At 50.1% G+C, this 14,820-nt stretch carries 15 protein-coding genes and 1 riboswitch; of the genes, 4 read left to right on the forward strand and 11 right to left on the reverse strand.

Annotation, left to right across the window (positions count from 1 at the left end; genetic code table 11):
* Positions 1-3 precede the first annotated feature (3 nt).
* Together VK70_RS13725 and lpdA are read right to left on the reverse strand one after the other, a co-directional pair.
* Positions 4-1,029, reverse strand: a complete 1,026-nt coding sequence (locus tag VK70_RS13725; RefSeq protein ID WP_046723406.1) for a thiamine pyrophosphate-dependent dehydrogenase E1 component subunit alpha — start codon at positions 1,027-1,029, stop codon at positions 4-6.
* A 238-nt stretch (positions 1,030-1,267) separates the two neighbouring features.
* Positions 1,268-2,689 carry a dihydrolipoyl dehydrogenase gene (lpdA, locus tag VK70_RS13730; RefSeq protein WP_046723408.1) on the reverse strand — a complete coding sequence of 474 codons (1,422 nt, stop codon included), beginning with the start codon at positions 2,687-2,689 and terminating at the stop codon, positions 1,268-1,270.
* 202 nt (positions 2,690-2,891) lie between these two features.
* Between lpdA and VK70_RS13735 the strand changes: the two genes are divergently transcribed.
* The 3 genes from VK70_RS13735 to VK70_RS13745 are packed head-to-tail and all read left to right on the forward strand — an operon-like array spanning position 2,892 to position 4,866.
* Positions 2,892-3,197, forward strand: a complete 306-nt coding sequence (locus VK70_RS13735; protein WP_025697570.1) for a DUF2627 domain-containing protein — start codon at positions 2,892-2,894, stop codon at positions 3,195-3,197.
* Positions 3,198-3,234: 37 nt separating this feature from the next.
* Complete coding sequence (locus VK70_RS13740) at positions 3,235-4,398, forward strand: acyltransferase family protein (RefSeq protein ID WP_025697571.1); 1,164 nt, start codon at positions 3,235-3,237, stop codon at positions 4,396-4,398.
* Positions 4,399-4,443: 45 nt separating this feature from the next.
* Complete coding sequence (locus tag VK70_RS13745) at positions 4,444-4,866, forward strand: DUF1801 domain-containing protein (protein WP_025697573.1); 423 nt, start codon at positions 4,444-4,446, stop codon at positions 4,864-4,866.
* Between the two features lie 117 nt (positions 4,867-4,983).
* Here the strand turns inward: VK70_RS13745 and VK70_RS13750 are convergent, their stop codons facing one another.
* The gene (locus VK70_RS13750) at positions 4,984-5,193 is read right to left on the reverse strand and encodes a hypothetical protein (RefSeq protein ID WP_025697575.1); all 210 of its coding nucleotides are present in this window, start codon (positions 5,191-5,193) and stop codon (positions 4,984-4,986) included.
* A 251-nt stretch (positions 5,194-5,444) separates the two neighbouring features.
* Between VK70_RS13750 and VK70_RS13755 the strand changes: the two genes are divergently transcribed.
* The gene (locus VK70_RS13755; protein ID WP_025697577.1) at positions 5,445-6,014 is read left to right on the forward strand and encodes a thymidine kinase; all 570 of its coding nucleotides are present in this window, start codon (positions 5,445-5,447) and stop codon (positions 6,012-6,014) included.
* Between the two features lie 142 nt (positions 6,015-6,156).
* Here VK70_RS13755 and VK70_RS13760 read toward each other — a convergent pair whose 3' ends face one another.
* The 8 genes from VK70_RS13760 to VK70_RS13800 all read right to left on the reverse strand — a co-directional run bounded on the left by VK70_RS13760 (position 6,157) and on the right by VK70_RS13800 (position 14,520).
* Complete coding sequence (locus VK70_RS13760) at positions 6,157-7,158, reverse strand: NAD(P)/FAD-dependent oxidoreductase (protein WP_025697579.1); 1,002 nt, start codon at positions 7,156-7,158, stop codon at positions 6,157-6,159.
* Positions 7,159-7,210: 52 nt separating this feature from the next.
* Positions 7,211-8,215, reverse strand: coding sequence for an aromatic ring-hydroxylating dioxygenase subunit alpha (locus tag VK70_RS13765; protein WP_025697581.1), 1,005 nt, complete (start codon positions 8,213-8,215; stop codon positions 7,211-7,213).
* A 118-nt stretch (positions 8,216-8,333) separates the two neighbouring features.
* A riboswitch (purine riboswitch) is annotated at positions 8,334-8,435 on the reverse strand.
* 138 nt (positions 8,436-8,573) lie between these two features.
* Positions 8,574-9,407: a sugar ABC transporter permease gene (locus VK70_RS13775; RefSeq protein ID WP_025697585.1), complete on the reverse strand. Its 834-nt coding sequence runs from the start codon at positions 9,405-9,407 to the stop codon at positions 8,574-8,576.
* A complete protein-coding gene (locus tag VK70_RS13780; protein ID WP_025697587.1) occupies positions 9,404-10,750 on the reverse strand; it encodes a carbohydrate ABC transporter permease in 1,347 nt (448 codons plus the stop codon). The genes VK70_RS13775 and VK70_RS13780 overlap by 4 nt, the downstream gene beginning before the upstream one ends.
* 78 nt (positions 10,751-10,828) lie before the next feature.
* Positions 10,829-12,133: a sugar ABC transporter substrate-binding protein gene (locus VK70_RS13785; protein WP_025697589.1), complete on the reverse strand. Its 1,305-nt coding sequence runs from the start codon at positions 12,131-12,133 to the stop codon at positions 10,829-10,831.
* Positions 12,134-12,239: 106 nt separating this feature from the next.
* Positions 12,240-13,250, reverse strand: coding sequence for a LacI family DNA-binding transcriptional regulator (locus VK70_RS13790; RefSeq protein WP_025697591.1), 1,011 nt, complete (start codon positions 13,248-13,250; stop codon positions 12,240-12,242).
* A gap of 474 nt (positions 13,251-13,724) precedes the next feature.
* Positions 13,725-13,979: a hypothetical protein gene (locus VK70_RS13795; protein ID WP_025697593.1), complete on the reverse strand. Its 255-nt coding sequence runs from the start codon at positions 13,977-13,979 to the stop codon at positions 13,725-13,727.
* A 22-nt stretch (positions 13,980-14,001) separates the two neighbouring features.
* Positions 14,002-14,520: a DinB family protein gene (locus VK70_RS13800; protein ID WP_025697595.1), complete on the reverse strand. Its 519-nt coding sequence runs from the start codon at positions 14,518-14,520 to the stop codon at positions 14,002-14,004.
* Positions 14,521-14,820: the final 300 nt, after the last annotated feature.

Raw genomic sequence — 14,820 nt, forward strand, 5'->3', positions numbered from 1 at the left:
GAGCTACACCCCTCCCTCGGTTTCGCTGTACACATGCAGCAGCGTATCTTCCGGTTTCGGGAACGGCGCATTGTCGGCGTATTCGATTGCTTCTTTGAGATCCAAATTGCACTGAGCAGCCAGATCGCGTTCTTGCTCCTCGCTCCACAGGCCAAGCTCCGTCAAATACTCCCGGAAGCGGGCTACGCCGTCTTTTTTCCAGTTCTCCTCGACCTCTTCTTTGGTACGGTATGCCAGGTCGTTATCGGAGGTGGAATGCGGGGACAGGCGGTACATCATCGCTTCGATCAGCGTCGGGCCTTCACCCGCTATCGCCCGTTCACGGGCTTCCTTGACGGCGCGGTACACTTCCAGCGGATCGTTGCCGTCCACGCGAATGCCCGGAAAGCCATAGCCAAGCGCACGGTCGCTAACCTTCCCGCCAAGCTGGCGGTGAGCCGGAACCGAGATCGCGTACTGGTTGTTCTCGCACATAATAATAACCGGCAGCTTATTCACCCCGGCAAAGTTGCACGCTTCATGAAAATCCCCCTGATTACTTGAACCTTCACCGAACGTGACGAAAGAAACAAACTTCTTCTTCTGCATCTTGGCTGCCAGCGCAAAGCCGACCGCATGGGGAACCTGTGTCGTAACAGGGCTTGAGCCGGTAACGATACGCAGCCGCTTGCTGCCGAAATGGCCGGGCATCTGCCGTCCGCCGCTGCTGGGGTCCTCCGCCTTGGCGAATACCGACAGCATCAGCTCGCGGGTCGTCATGCCGACAGACAGTACGAATGCATAATCCCGGTAGTAGGGTAAAAAGTAATCGTTCTCCCGGTCGAGCGCGAAGGCGGCCGCCACCTGCGCCGCTTCCTGGCCGATGCCCGAGACGTGAAAGTTAATCTTCCCGGCCCGCTGAAGCAGCAGGCTGCGCTCGTCGTATTTGCGCGCAAGCAGCATATATCGGTACATGTCGATCACTTGGCCGTCGGTCAGTCCAAGCGGTTCATGCCTGTTCACTTTATTTGCAGTACCTTGCGTATCCATAGTAGAGGTACCTCCTTAGTTCTGACCCCGATCCCGCCGTAGGAAGACCATTTGTTGATCTGATCTTAAAACCTGGTACTAATCGGGTGTGAGTCTATTATATAGCGTTTGACTTCAAAAAGAAAAGCCGATCAGCGCCCGTTTGCGCGTGTATGACTCGGGGCCGGATGCATGAGTCCCCGCTTCGGCCCATTTGCGGGCGCTGCAGAACTTTTCCGTGAGTTGCCTTCGCTGCCTATCAAATGCCGATGGCCTTACCGTCAACAGCAAGCATCGCTTCGCCGACAATTTCGGAGAGTGTGGGATGCGCATGGATCGCCTCTCCGACTTCCCAAGGCGTCGCATCCAGCAGTTGGGCTAATGCGGCCTCGCCGATCAGATCGGTCACATGAGGCCCGATCATTTGCACACCGAGAATGTCTCCGCTTGTCTTATCGGCGACTACCTTCACGAAGCCGTCCTTCGAACCGTACACAAGCGCTTTGCCAATCGCCGAGAACGGAAATTTGCCGGTTGCGACATCGTGGCCCAGCGCTTTGGCCTCCTTCTCCGTATACCCTACACTCGCCACCTCCGGCCGCGTATATACGCAGCGCGGGACAAGGTGGGTATGGTAGGGATGCAGCCGCTCTCCGGCCAAATGATTGACCGCCATAATGCCTTCATGGCTGGCAGCATGAGCCAATTGCGGCCCCCCAATGCAGTCTCCAATCGCATAAATATGCGGCTCGTTCGTCTGCATGCTGGCGTTCACTTCAATGACACCTTTATCAAAGCGGATATCCGTGTTCTCCAGGCCGATATTATGGATATTGGCCTCTCTTCCCACCGATACCAGCAGCTTGCCGGCGGTCAATACCTCGGTTTTGCCGCCCTTGGTCACTTCCACGCTGACGCCTTCTCCGGTTAATTGGCATGTTCCAGCGTTCACCGTTACGCCCGTCATTACGGTTACTCCGCGTTTTTTCAGCAGGCGCTGCAGTTCCCGCGCCACCTCGGCGTCTTCATGGGAAAGCAGCTGCTCCGCCGCTTCCACGACGGTGACCCGCACGCCAAAGTCAGCCAGCATCGACGCCCATTCCACACCGATCACCCCGCCGCCGACAATCAGCATCGAGGCCGGCAGCTCCTCCATCCGAAGCGCTTCTTCGCTGCTCAGAATATACTGCCCATCCGGCTCAAGTCCCGGAATGATCCGGGGGCGCGACCCGGTAGCGATGATCAGATTGACCGGAACTACCGTCTCCATCTCGCCGTCCTCAAGCTCTACCGCGACCGCCCCGCTGCGCGGAGAAAAAATCGAAGGGCCGATCACCCGCCCCTTACCTTTAAGCACCTGAATTTTATTTTTACGCATCAAATACTGGACGCCCTGATGCAGCTGCTCCACAACCGCTTCCTTGCGGCGCTGCACTTTGCCGAATGCCAGCTTGATGCCGGAAACTTCAATCCCGTATTCCTCGCTTTCCGCAATATCCGCGTAGACCTCCGCGCTGCGCAGCAGAGCCTTGCTTGGAATGCAGCCGCGATGCAGGCACGTCCCGCCCAGTTTATCCTGTTCGATGACAACAACCGACTTGCCGAGCTGAGCGGCCCGGATCGCCGCCACATAGCCTCCGGTTCCTCCCCCGAGCACCGCTACGTCACATGAAATGGTCATAAAAATATATCCCCCAGTTCTTTACGCATCATTCGCATAATCCACTCTATTGTACTCCCTTTTGCCCATATCACAAAATGCCTTTGCGCCATGGACATTTAAAATTCGAAGCGTTATCATAAATATGAGTAATTTGCAAAATGCTGTTAATCAATGTTCCGTTTATTCCCAGATATAGGTTATAGAGAGGACGGAAACGGTCATGAAACTGCTGCTCTCCCGCTTTATTGCCATCCTTATTCTGGTGCTGCCCGGTCTGCTGGCCATGAAGGGCTTCCTCATGATGAAAGACGATCTGTTCGACTACCTTGCGATGCACGGCGACGAGACGGCCGCGCCTGTGTTCGCCTGGCTTCATTTTACAGGAGGACTTGTCATGTTCGCGGCGGGCATGAGCTTTCTGGGCGGCTGGATTCTGACCCGGGACCGCAAGCGGAATTATGTCGGACCCCGCTTCAAGGAGAAGCATAGATCCGGAAAGAGGCGGTCTTCCAAACCCGCTTCCTGATCCTAATTTCAATAATGAATCTTGCGGAGGTGCTGGGTTGACAAGATACCATCAGCTGGACTCTTTAAGAGGTCTGGCGGCGCTGACTGTTGTCGTCCATCATTTTGCATTTATCTTCACAGGATTGCTGTGGCTGGATGCGTTAAATTACACACCTTTGCGAGTCTTCAAAGCGGGACATGAGGCGGTCATCTTTTTCTTTGTCTTAAGCGGATTTGTCCTGTCGCTGCCCTTTTATTCCCATGGAAAAAAAGTGAATATCCCGCATTTTTTCATCAAGCGGCTGTGCAGAATCTATATTCCTTACATCGTGGCCGTCGGGTGCTCGATTCTGGCTTACCTGGCCTTTTATCGTCCGGGGCTGGAGTCCGGATTCAGCTCTTTTTTTCATGATGTATGGAGTACGCCTTTGTCCTTTTGGCTGATTGTGGATCATATCATTCTGGTCGGCAGCTTTAAGGATTACGCATTGGACCCCGTCCTGTGGTCATTGTCCGTCGAACTGCGAGTCTCCCTCGTCTTCCCCTTCATCATGCTCTTTATCAAAAGATTCGGCTGGAAGTCAAATGTCGCTCTGGGCATACTCTTGTCAGGTACGGCGCTTCTGCTCAACAATCTGGCGCATCCGGCAAATTCGCACCCCATCTCTTCCAATCTCTACTTTACCCTCCACTACATTTCGTTCTTTATCCTGGGTGCCCTGCTTGCCAAATACCGGGTAAGTCTCGTTTCAAAAGTGCTGCGTTTAAGTGTTAAAATGAAATATGCTCTATTGTTGTCCGGTCTGACCGTGTATACCTACGCCGGTATCGGCGATGCTGTACTCAAACGGTTGTTCTCCGTAAGCGGGGTTTGGCTGTCTCTGGCGGCTGATTGGGGAATCGCGGCTGGCGTGTGTATTCTGATTACGGCGGCCTTGTCTTCACCCAGGATTTCAAATATTCTCGAGAAAAAACCGGTCAAATTTGCGGGTGCGATCTCTTACAGCCTGTATCTCTACCATTCGGTGGTGCTGTTCTCCTGCATTTACGCTTTCCATAATCTGCTGCCCATGTGGGCGACGCTCTCCATCGCTCTCGTCCTGTCGCTGCTGGCTTCCAGCCTGTCGTACTATTATATTGAGAAGCCTTCAATTGAGCTGGGAAAAAAATGGACAAGCGGCCCCCTCCGCAAGCTGAAGGAAGCGAAAGAAGCCGTTTAATCTATACTGCCGGTTCCAGTCCCGAATGCGAAAGGAGTTTCTGCTATGTATGAATTGAAGACAAAAGAAAATGACAGCAGTGTCATCGAGTTTATAGAAAGTGTGGAGCATCCCCAAAAGCGTGAAGACGCTTATAAGCTGCTCGATATTTTTACGGAAACGACCGGATTCCCGGCAAAAATGTGGGGAACGAGCATTATCGGATTCGGGTCCTATCACTACAAATACGCCACGGGCCACGAGGGCGATGCGCCGCTCGCCGGTTTTTCGCCAAGGAAGGCCAAGATCAGCCTGTATTTGGCGGCCTATAATCCGGAGCGTGAAGCTGTGCTCGCGGATCTCGGAAAATATACAGCGGGAAAAGGCTGCGTCTATATCAATAAAATCGCGGATATTAAGGTTGACGTGTTAGAAGCGCTGATCAAGCAATCAGTGTCTTTTCTGAGGAAGACTTATCCGGGCGAGTGAAATCTATATAAGATGAACTCAAGATTTTCCCATCAGATGTCAGTCGTAACTACGAGGAGTGTTTGGACAGAAAAGGCAAAATCATGGACATCCGCGTTCCTCCACAATCTCTTCTTCCTATTCGTACAGCGCGTCGCGCAGACGGCTGGACATCGTCTGTCCTCCGGCTGCCTTCACCGCCGCCTTCCGCAGCGCCCTGTTGCTCCGTTCCAGCTCCGCAAGGCACGCCGTCAATTCTTCCAGCAGCGCTTCCGCCTCAGCCGTCAGCTTGCCGTCCTCTTTCAGCCTCGCAATCCGCTCCTGATATGAATCAAGCTTCTCCGCCATTCTCATCCGCTCCTTTCTCTATAGTTTCCACAATCATCCGGTTCATTTCGCGCAAAATAACCCGCACTGTCAAAGACCGGCAGGTTCCCATACAGATATATTAACAGATAGCGTGAACAAATAACCAGTTGCTAATATCTATAACGGGGCTTTTTTCGGCTGGCCTCGGCGGCTGGGAGTATGCTAATCTATTAAGGTCGCATTTTCGGATATTGGATATTAGGTCTTCTTTAAGAAAGGACAGATGGACGGTGGCACAGTTATTTTTCAAATACGGGTCAATGAACAGCGGAAAATCGATCGAGATTCTTAAAGTTGCTCATAATTATGAAGAACAAGGCAAGTCGGTGCAGATCTTCACCTCGGCTATCGACAACCGGGATGAAGTCGGCTATGTCTCCTCGCGGATCGGACTCCGCAGACAGGCTATCGCCATTGACGATGATACGGATATTTTCGGAATTGTGAGCGCAGGCCGGCCGAAGCCCCACTGTGTGCTGATCGATGAATGCCAATTTTTGAATAAAGAAAGTATTCTGCAACTTGTTCGCATCGTTGACGAGCTGGACATTCCGGTGATGGCCTTCGGCCTCAAGAATGATTTCCAGAACAATCTATTCGAGGGCAGCAAGTATATGCTGATTTATGCCGATAAAATCGAGGAAATGAAGACGATTTGCTGGTTCTGCGAACGCAAGGCAACGATGACGCTAAGGGTCGAGAACGGGAAGCCTGTCTACAGCGGCAAGCAAATCCAGATCGGCGGGAACGAAGCTTATTATCCGGTATGCCGCAAATGCCATAAGAATCCGCCGCTGTGAGCGGACAAACCAAAAGATGCGCTAAAGTATAGCCTCCGGCGCGATTTCATTTCAAAGGACAGCAGTGCGGAAGGGGCTGGATGAAAAACTTAAAAAGGCCGTGACTTTCTACTTTCGTAGAGAATCACGGCCTTCATACCCGTTACAGCTTCATATTGCTGCTGTGGCCGGGTGACAGCTTGGCGTTCGGGTCGATATACACCTTGGCGTTGTTGACAGCGGTTGGAGCTTCGCCGAATCCGACGGCAATCAGCTTGATTTTACCGGGATAGGTCGTCACGTCGCCCGCGGCAAAGATGCCCGGGATACTCGTCTCCATCCGGGAGTCGACAACAATGGAGCCGTTCACGATGTTCAGCCCCCACTCGCTGATCGGTCCCAGCGAAGAGATGAATCCGAAGTTGACAATGACGGCGTCGACGTCAAGATTCATGCTTTCTTTCGTTTTTACGTTGCGGAGGGTCACTTTCTCGATTACATCTTCCCCCTCAAGCGCTGTGATTTCCGTCGGAACCAGTACATTCACGCTCGATTTCATCAGTCTTTCCACACTGTGTTCATGTGCCCGGAATTTATCCCGGCGGTGAATAAGCGTTACGCTTTCCGCAATCGGCTCCAGCATGAGCGCCCAATCGACCGCGGAATCGCCGCCGCCGCTGATCAGCACCTTTTGCCCTTTGAACTGATGCAGATCACTGATAAAATAGTGCAGATTTTTCTTTTCGTATTTTGCCGCTTCCGGCAGCTCCAGACGGCGGGGCTCAAACGCGCCGACGCCGGCGGTAATGAGAACTGAGCGCGCAAAGTGTACCGCCTTGTTCGTACGGATCTCGAACAGCCGCTCCTCCAGCTTGATCAATTCGACCACTTTCTCCTCTAGGCAAACTTCCGGCGAGAAGTGATCCAGCTGCCGCTGCAGCGAATTGACGAGCTCTTGAGCCGTTACCTTAGGAAATCCGGCCACATCGTATATATATTTTTCCGGATAAAGGGCGGCAAGCTGTCCCCCCAGCTGGGGCATGCTCTCGATTATTTTGACGGAGGCTTGACGGATTCCGCCGTAAAAGGCGGCAAACATTCCGGCCGGACCGCCGCCGATAATGACGATATCCACCGGTTCAACAGATAATTGATCTTGGCTCACAATGTAACATCCTCCTGTTATAAAATCTGACTAGTCTTGTGAAATTATACGCCTACCGTTTCTTGACGCCTGTAACATCGCTGCCGTAGGTTACACCAAGCTCACCCAGCCATCTGCGGTAAGCGATGCTGACTCTGTCAGCTTTCAGGTGAAGTTCCGCTTGTAAGTCAAGAGGAAGCTCCTCTGGCTTCTGGCTTTCCACAATCCCGGCGTCCTGCTCGATAACCCGCTTCTGGAAATCCCGGAAATATTCATCCGGTTGATCCAGCGCATAATTTCGGGTGACCAGCGCGAAGACCGTGGTTTTTCTTTCGTCATGCGGAAGCACTGTGAACAACATGGAAAGAATCTGATTATTGGAATAATTCACTTTTTTCAGTCTTGCCGTCATGGGGCGCAAAATTTCAAAGGTATAATAAATCGTTGCATAATTACCCGAACCGTCCGCGTCGGCATACACGGGAATCTCACCCGAAACATAGCGGTTCTCCTTCCAGTTCACACCGTAATCAGGGATTTCCGGAAAGGCGGAGTCACCCAATAATCCGTCGTGGACGAATGCCAAATGGCTCGCATCCAGAAAATTTTCAACGACTCTCGGCGCAGCCGCGTACAGGATATATGGTTCCGCATGAACCGTCCGGAAGGCCGGGTCCTCATACTCCTCATAAAAAGGAACCGGAGTCTCGTTCTCCGAAGCGCCCTCTTCAAGCTTCACCCAGACCACGCCGTATCTTTCCACACATGGGTAAACGATCGCTTTGGCCTTTGGCGGAATCGTCTGCTCGGCGGGCTGCTGGGGGATTCTGACGCATTTCCCTTCCGTGTCATATTTCCAGCCATGATAAGGACATACAATACAATCGTCCACCACTTTACCCAGCGACAGCGCCGCGCCCCGGTGAATGCATAAGTCCTTAAACGCCTGTACCCCTTCCCGTGTTCTGAACAGGACGATCCTCTCTTCCAGGACAGTAACAGGGACCGGTTCAGTTCCGATATCCTGCGAATAAGCTACAGATATCCAATCTTTTGCCAATACTTGATCCTTTATCATTTGGGTCCCTCGCTTTTATTCGTGTTATTTATGGAAACGCGAATAACCACAGGAACAAAGAGGAGCAGAAGGAATGCTTGCACCGGGAGCAAACATGCTGAACCCGAAAAGCAAATATTCTGGATCTGCTTCCTCTTGTAGCCTGTGGCAATTACGGTTGCCTGTAGAAACGCCCATACCCGATTAATGAGCTTATACAAGATTTGCAATGACATTTATCATAACATCTATTTTTTAAGTATCCTAACATCACACAAAAACAGTGTCAACAAAAAGTTTCAGCCATTCAAATTTTCTCGTCGAAAAGAGGGCATTTATCCGTTGTTCTCAGGCAGACATAAGATCGGCCGGGGTTAAATTATCCTTTCTCCGCGCCCGCTGTCAAGCCTTCGGTCAAGAGACGCTGCAGCAGGATGAACAAGAACGTAATCGGAACCGCGATGAGCACGCATCCGGCCGCAAAGCTGGTAAAGTCCGTAGCCTGCCGTGAACTGATCATATCGAACAGCCCGACGGCCAGCGTCTTCGTCTCCGGCGTCCGCAGCACGAGCTTCGCAAAGAGGAAATCGGTGAACGAGCCGGCAAAAATACTCAGCGCCGTATACACAATCAGCGGCGTGGACAGCGGCATGACAATCCGGAAGAAAATGCTTAAATGGCCCGCCCCGTCCATACGCGCCGCTTCCACCAAGCTTTTGGGAATGGTGTCGAAGTAGCTCTTGGCAAAGAGAAAGAACAATGGCGCTCCTGCTGCATAGACGAGAATGACCGCTAGATGCGTGTTAAGCAGATTCAGCAGATTCAGCAGAATGAATACGGCGATCATACTCATAAATCCGGGGAACAAGCCCAGCACCATCAATGTGCTCATCATCGTTTTCCGTCCGGTAAACCGGAAGATCGAGAACGCATAGCCGGGAAGCAGCGTCAGAACAGTGCCGATCACAGTGGTAGTCAGCGCAATCTTCAAGGTATTGGTATACCACCGGGCAAAATCATATTTGCTAAACAGATTCGCATAGTGCTCTAGCGTAAAGGCTGTCGGAATCAGCGTTTCGCTGAATAACGAGTTGCCTGTCCGGAAGGAAGACATAACAACCCAAAGGGCGGGATATACGGAGAAGACACCGATAACAGCAAGCAGCACATAACTGATTGACAGCCAGACCGATCCTCTTAGTTTACGGCTCATGATGAGGTGTCCTCCTTAAATGCCTTGGTCCGGCGAACATTCCAAATCGCGAACACGGACAGAATAATAAAAATAATAATGCCGATGACGGACGAGTAACTGTACTGTCCATATTCCATGGAAAGCTTGAAGAGCCAAGTGATCAGAATATCGGTATCCCCAGCAAACTGCAGGTCGCTATTGACCGGATTGCCGTTCGTTAGCAGGAAAATCACATTGAAATTGTTCATATTGCCCACGAAAGACATGATAAGCAGCGGCGCCATCGAATACATAACGCTAGGAAAGGTAATGAGCCGGGTCTTCTGAAAAGAACTCGCGCCGTCAATATCGGCCGCTTCATACATATCTTTAGGGATCGTTGACATAATTCCGATAATCATGAGCATGGATACCGGAAAGGATACCCAGAAATTCGCAATAACGAGCGTGACCTTGGCCCAAGTCGGGTCGGATAGCCACGGAATTCGGTTGAAGCCTAGAAGTTCGAGGTATTGGTTAACCGGGCCGAACTGGCCGTTAAACATATTTTGTAGAATCAGCATCGAGACAAACATCGGAATGGCGTATGGAAGAATAAACAGCGTGCGCCAGAACGATTTAAACCGAATCCGTTTTTGCTGTACGAGCAGCGCAACCCCAAATCCGCCGAAATAACCGGTGAGCGTCGCCAGAATCGCCCATAGGAAGGTCCAGAGCGTAACTTTGTAAAAGGTGGTGTTCCAACCTTTCATCTGGAAGATGTCCCTGAAGGCATCAAAGCCCGCCCAATTCAGCAGATGCGCCGGAGGCATATTCTTGGATGTGTAGTCGGTAAAGGCAATCAAAATCATGAATACGATCGGCATAATCGTAAAGAAGAAGACGCCCGCCAGCGGAAGCGCAAGGATCAGATAAGGGAAACGGTAGGACAGCACAAAGCTGACCGTCTGTCTGAAGGTATTGGGAACCCCTCCTTGTTCCCGCAATTTGCCGGTCCGGTAGGAATCCTTGATACTCAGCACGTAAATCCATAGCAGAATGATTACGGCAAATATCGTCACCAGACCTTCAATCATCAGGAACACGGAATGGTCCCCCATGACTTGCTGATAAAGTCTGCCCACTTTTTTTAGCTGTGTCTGGGTCTCGCCAAGGGTTGTAAGTCCCCATACCGCATGAGGCAGCTTAAAAATAACGGTATACAACGTAATCGCATGAACAGCCAGCAGAATAATGCCCTTCATAAACTGGCGATTATACAGTTGTCCCAATCCCATGGCCAGCACCGATAAGATCGTAGCGATTGTGCTGTAAGGTTTACCTGCCCCGGATTTGCTCTGCTTCGCTATGAGCTCCTGCATCACCCTTTAACCTCCTTTATTAAACTGCGGCCACCCTTAACCAAACGGGTGACCGCCAGCCCTTTCCAACATCCAACTTTATTTCTGATTAGCAATATTGGTCTTTAATTTCTCTGCGGCCTTGTCCAGAGCAGCCTTGGGGTCCCCGCCATTCCACACTTCGGCCACAGCTGCATCCAGCGCCGGCCATACATATTGGGTTTCAAACAGGCCCGGGAATCTGTGGCTGCTTGCAATCTGCTTCAGGAAGCCCTGCGTCAATTCATCATTACGTATGCCCTGTTCGGTTCCGGTGATATTCGCGGCAGGAAGAGCGCCGGTCAGCTCATTATTTTTAATCTGCATTTCCTTCGTTGTAATGAAGTTCGCGAAAATTTTCGCTGCGTTCGGATATTTGGAATAGGAGCTTACATAGTATCCGGTGCTTCCCGCAAGCGGCATCGCATTCTCTCCACCCGGCAGCTTCGGCATTGGAAGCACACCTACAGGAAACGGCTGCTTGTTATGCTCGCCGATTGCCCAGCTTCCGTCCATATTAATTGCGAGCTTGCCTTGTCCCCACAAGCCTTCCTTCAGGTTGTTCGTGGCATCGGCCAATGCAAGCGGCATAATCTCGCGAAGCGATTGAATGAACTTCAACCCTTTGACGGAGCCCTCGTTATTGATTCCGATGTCATTGACATCCGTTTCGTTGTTGCCGAAGATATATCCGCCGTAACCTGTCATGAAGGCAACGTCAAACGCAGAGGTTTTAGGCTCGTACAAGAAACCGTACTTGTTGTTCTTCACATCATTGAATTTCTTGGAGAAAGCGATGATATCATCCCATGTCTCAAGCTTCGCATCTTTGACGAGATCTTTATTGTAATAAAGGCTGAACGTGTACACATTCCAGGGATAACCGTACAGAATGCCGTCATGGGTAGCAGCGGCGATCGTGTCCGGCTTGTTGATGCTTTTCGTCTCTTCTTCAAAATAATCATTCGGCAGGACGAGGCCGGATTGGACCGCATTCGCCACATCGGGGGTTTGAAGCCCGAACACGTCGGCGCCTACACCGGCAGGTCCGTCTGTCGACAACCGCTTGATGCTGTCCCAGTAACCGACGTCTTCAACCGTGACTTTAATGTTATACTTTTGCTCAAACTCTTTAATTGCATAGTCTGTAAAAGGCTTCAGGTCCGTAGTGAATGTCCAGAATCTTAATTCTGCCCCTGGTTCGGGCTTCAGCTCATCATTAGCTGCTGGCTCAGCAGTATTTGCAGGCGTGCCTTCCGCATTACTGGTTGGATTGGCCGAATTCGTGCCTGCATTTCCGCCGCAAGCAGCCAGCGTGAACATCATTAGTGTAGAAAGCAATAGAGCGCCCAGCTTCTTTTTCATGGATAATCTACCCCTCTGTATAAAATAATCAGTCGTTGTAAAACCTGCGATGCAGATGAAGCGTATGTGTACGTATCCTATCCAGACGCAATTAGTCTACTCAGCTTCAGCCATTCACTGTCATGCAACTCCCCCTTACGATAATTTCATGGGACAGAATCCTCGTTTCCTTGACATAATCTTCTTTGTGCTTGATTTGCTTAAGCAGCATTTCTGCCGCCTGAACGCTGAGCTCATAAATCGGCTGCCGGATTGTCGTAATACCGGGACGGTAAGCTTTCGCCAAACGGATATCATCGAAGCCCATAATCGAAATATCTTCGGGAACCCTGATCCCGCTCACTTCCGCCGCCTTAATGGCGCCGACAGCGACCATATCGCTCACACAGCAGACGGCTGTCGGCCTGTCCGCTCTTTGGAACAACTGGATGCCGTTCTCAAAGCCGTGTTCGATATCATAATCATTTGCAAAAACAAGCGATTCTTCGTACTTGACTCCGTAGTCAGCCAGCGCTTGCTTGTAACCGGACAACCTCTCAACCGCTTGACGATAGATCAGAGGGCCGCCAAAAAAAGCGATTCTTCGATGACCGTTCTCTAGCAAATACAGGGTCGCATCATACATAGCCTGATAATTATCAATATTAACGGAGGAGAATTGCTTGCTCTTGTCGGTATGCCCGGCAAATACCACAGGAATATCTACCTGTTCGAAAAACTCAATTTGATGCGGCTTGGGATGAGAGGTCATCAGCACCACTCCATCCACGTACTTGTCTTTCAAGAGCCTCAAATAATCCTTCTCAACATCATCATCGCATCTTGTATTGCAGAGCAGCGTCGTATAATTGTGCTTAAAGAACTCCTCTTCTATGATGTTTACAAACTTTGAAAGAAATACGCTATCAATGCTTGGAATAACGACACCGATCAGCCTGCTTTCCTTCATGGCCAGACTGCGTGCAACCGAATTGGGATTGAAATTAAGTTCTTCCACAACCCTCATGACCTTCTCCCGTACCGCTTTGCTGACTGGTTTGCTTTGATTGAGAACCCGTGATACGGTGGCCGGCGACACATTAGCTCTCATGGCTACATCTCTTATCGTGATATTCATGACTCCCTCCAACTTCGCAGCAAAGAAGCGACTAGCCGAATTAGCGACGAACTTTCCACATCCAGGAAACCGGTTTCCCATCATGCATTGATGAAAATAAGTTGCCGGTACCCTCAGGAAATCGATTTCCTGTACATGCTTTGACACTGAATTCGATGTAAAGTGTGATAAATATCACTTCGTTTGTGTAAGCAAAATGTACATGAAGCCAAGAAATAGGTCAACTAACATTACATTTAATTGTACAATTCGACAATTTTCTTCGTTTTGATTATGCAGGGCGCACTATTTTTAGAGCAGTTGTAGAAATGAAGCCGGTTTCTTCAGTTATTATGATGTTATGTATATGTCATGTTTATAGGGATAAAAAAAGAAACGGATTGTCTCCGTTTCCAATATCTCCATAGGCACTACTCCAGCCTTTACCGAATCCAGACATTCAGACGGTCATAGTGTATGATCATCTCGGCCCTGCTAACGCAGCGCCTTGAGCGCATGGGCCTCATCTTCTTTACGCACAAAAATTTCGTATTGGACGGGTATTTTGCCTCCAATCTTCACCCGCCGATCCGCTGCGCCAGTTGATCCGGATATCCGTGAACGGTGACGGATTCCCTCAGCGTCAAGGATGCTTTTGGCTCTGAAATATGATGTCTGATTAAAAGTGTTACACACCAGCGTCCGCTCACCATCTGCAAACAGCCTCAGTATTCTTTTGAAGAAGCTCATACACTTCTCCCCCAAACTTTGATTAATACAAGTAACGTTCCTTAATTATATTCAAATGATGAAGCTCATGACCGATCAATAAGCAGGCCTGCGCCCTAGCCGTAATAGGATGGCCGTTCGAGGAGCCTTTACGGGTCCACGCTTCATCCGGAATGGCCGCAAACAACGACAGAGTCGATTGGCGCGAGGCTTTATATTGCCCGATCAGCTCCTCCAGGGAATAGGAATCGAACCCGGCTGCATTCACGAAATCATTCTCATCATACCCGGGAAGCGGCGTCTGATCTCCTCTTGATATCCGCAGCACGCGATAGGCGAAAATCCGGTCACTGTCGGTCAAATGACCGAGCAGCTGCTTGACGCTCCATTTTTCCGGGGCATACCGATAATTCCCCTGCTCCTCGGTCAATCCTTCAAACAAGGTGAACGCAGTCTTCGATTGCTCCTGCAGCACATCGGTAAGCTCTCCTTTTTCCGTCACCAATTTAAGGTATTTTTCGTAATTTTCTACATATTCTCCTTTTAACAGACGTTGATTCATAACGTATCTCCTCTCAAATTGAGAATAAAAAGAAATATTTGGTGGAAAGTGTAATTATCTGTTGTTGAATTGTATATTATTCGCTATACTAATTTCAAGAATCAGGAAATGAGAGTTTGCACACTTGGAGAGTGTCTGAATTGGTTAATTTTATATTTTACGTGTTTTTTTCGGTTTTAGATACTGCTTCACTCTTTTATATTGCTTTGAAGCTTTTTAAGATTGATCTTTATTTAAAAGAAATCATCTTCGCAAGCTTGATCATGACTTTCTTCTCATACGTAATTAGAGTAGAGCATA

Source organism: Paenibacillus durus ATCC 35681 (assembly GCF_000993825.1).
In the GTDB taxonomy this organism is placed as follows: domain Bacteria; phylum Bacillota; class Bacilli; order Paenibacillales; family Paenibacillaceae; genus Paenibacillus_AQ; species Paenibacillus_AQ durus_B.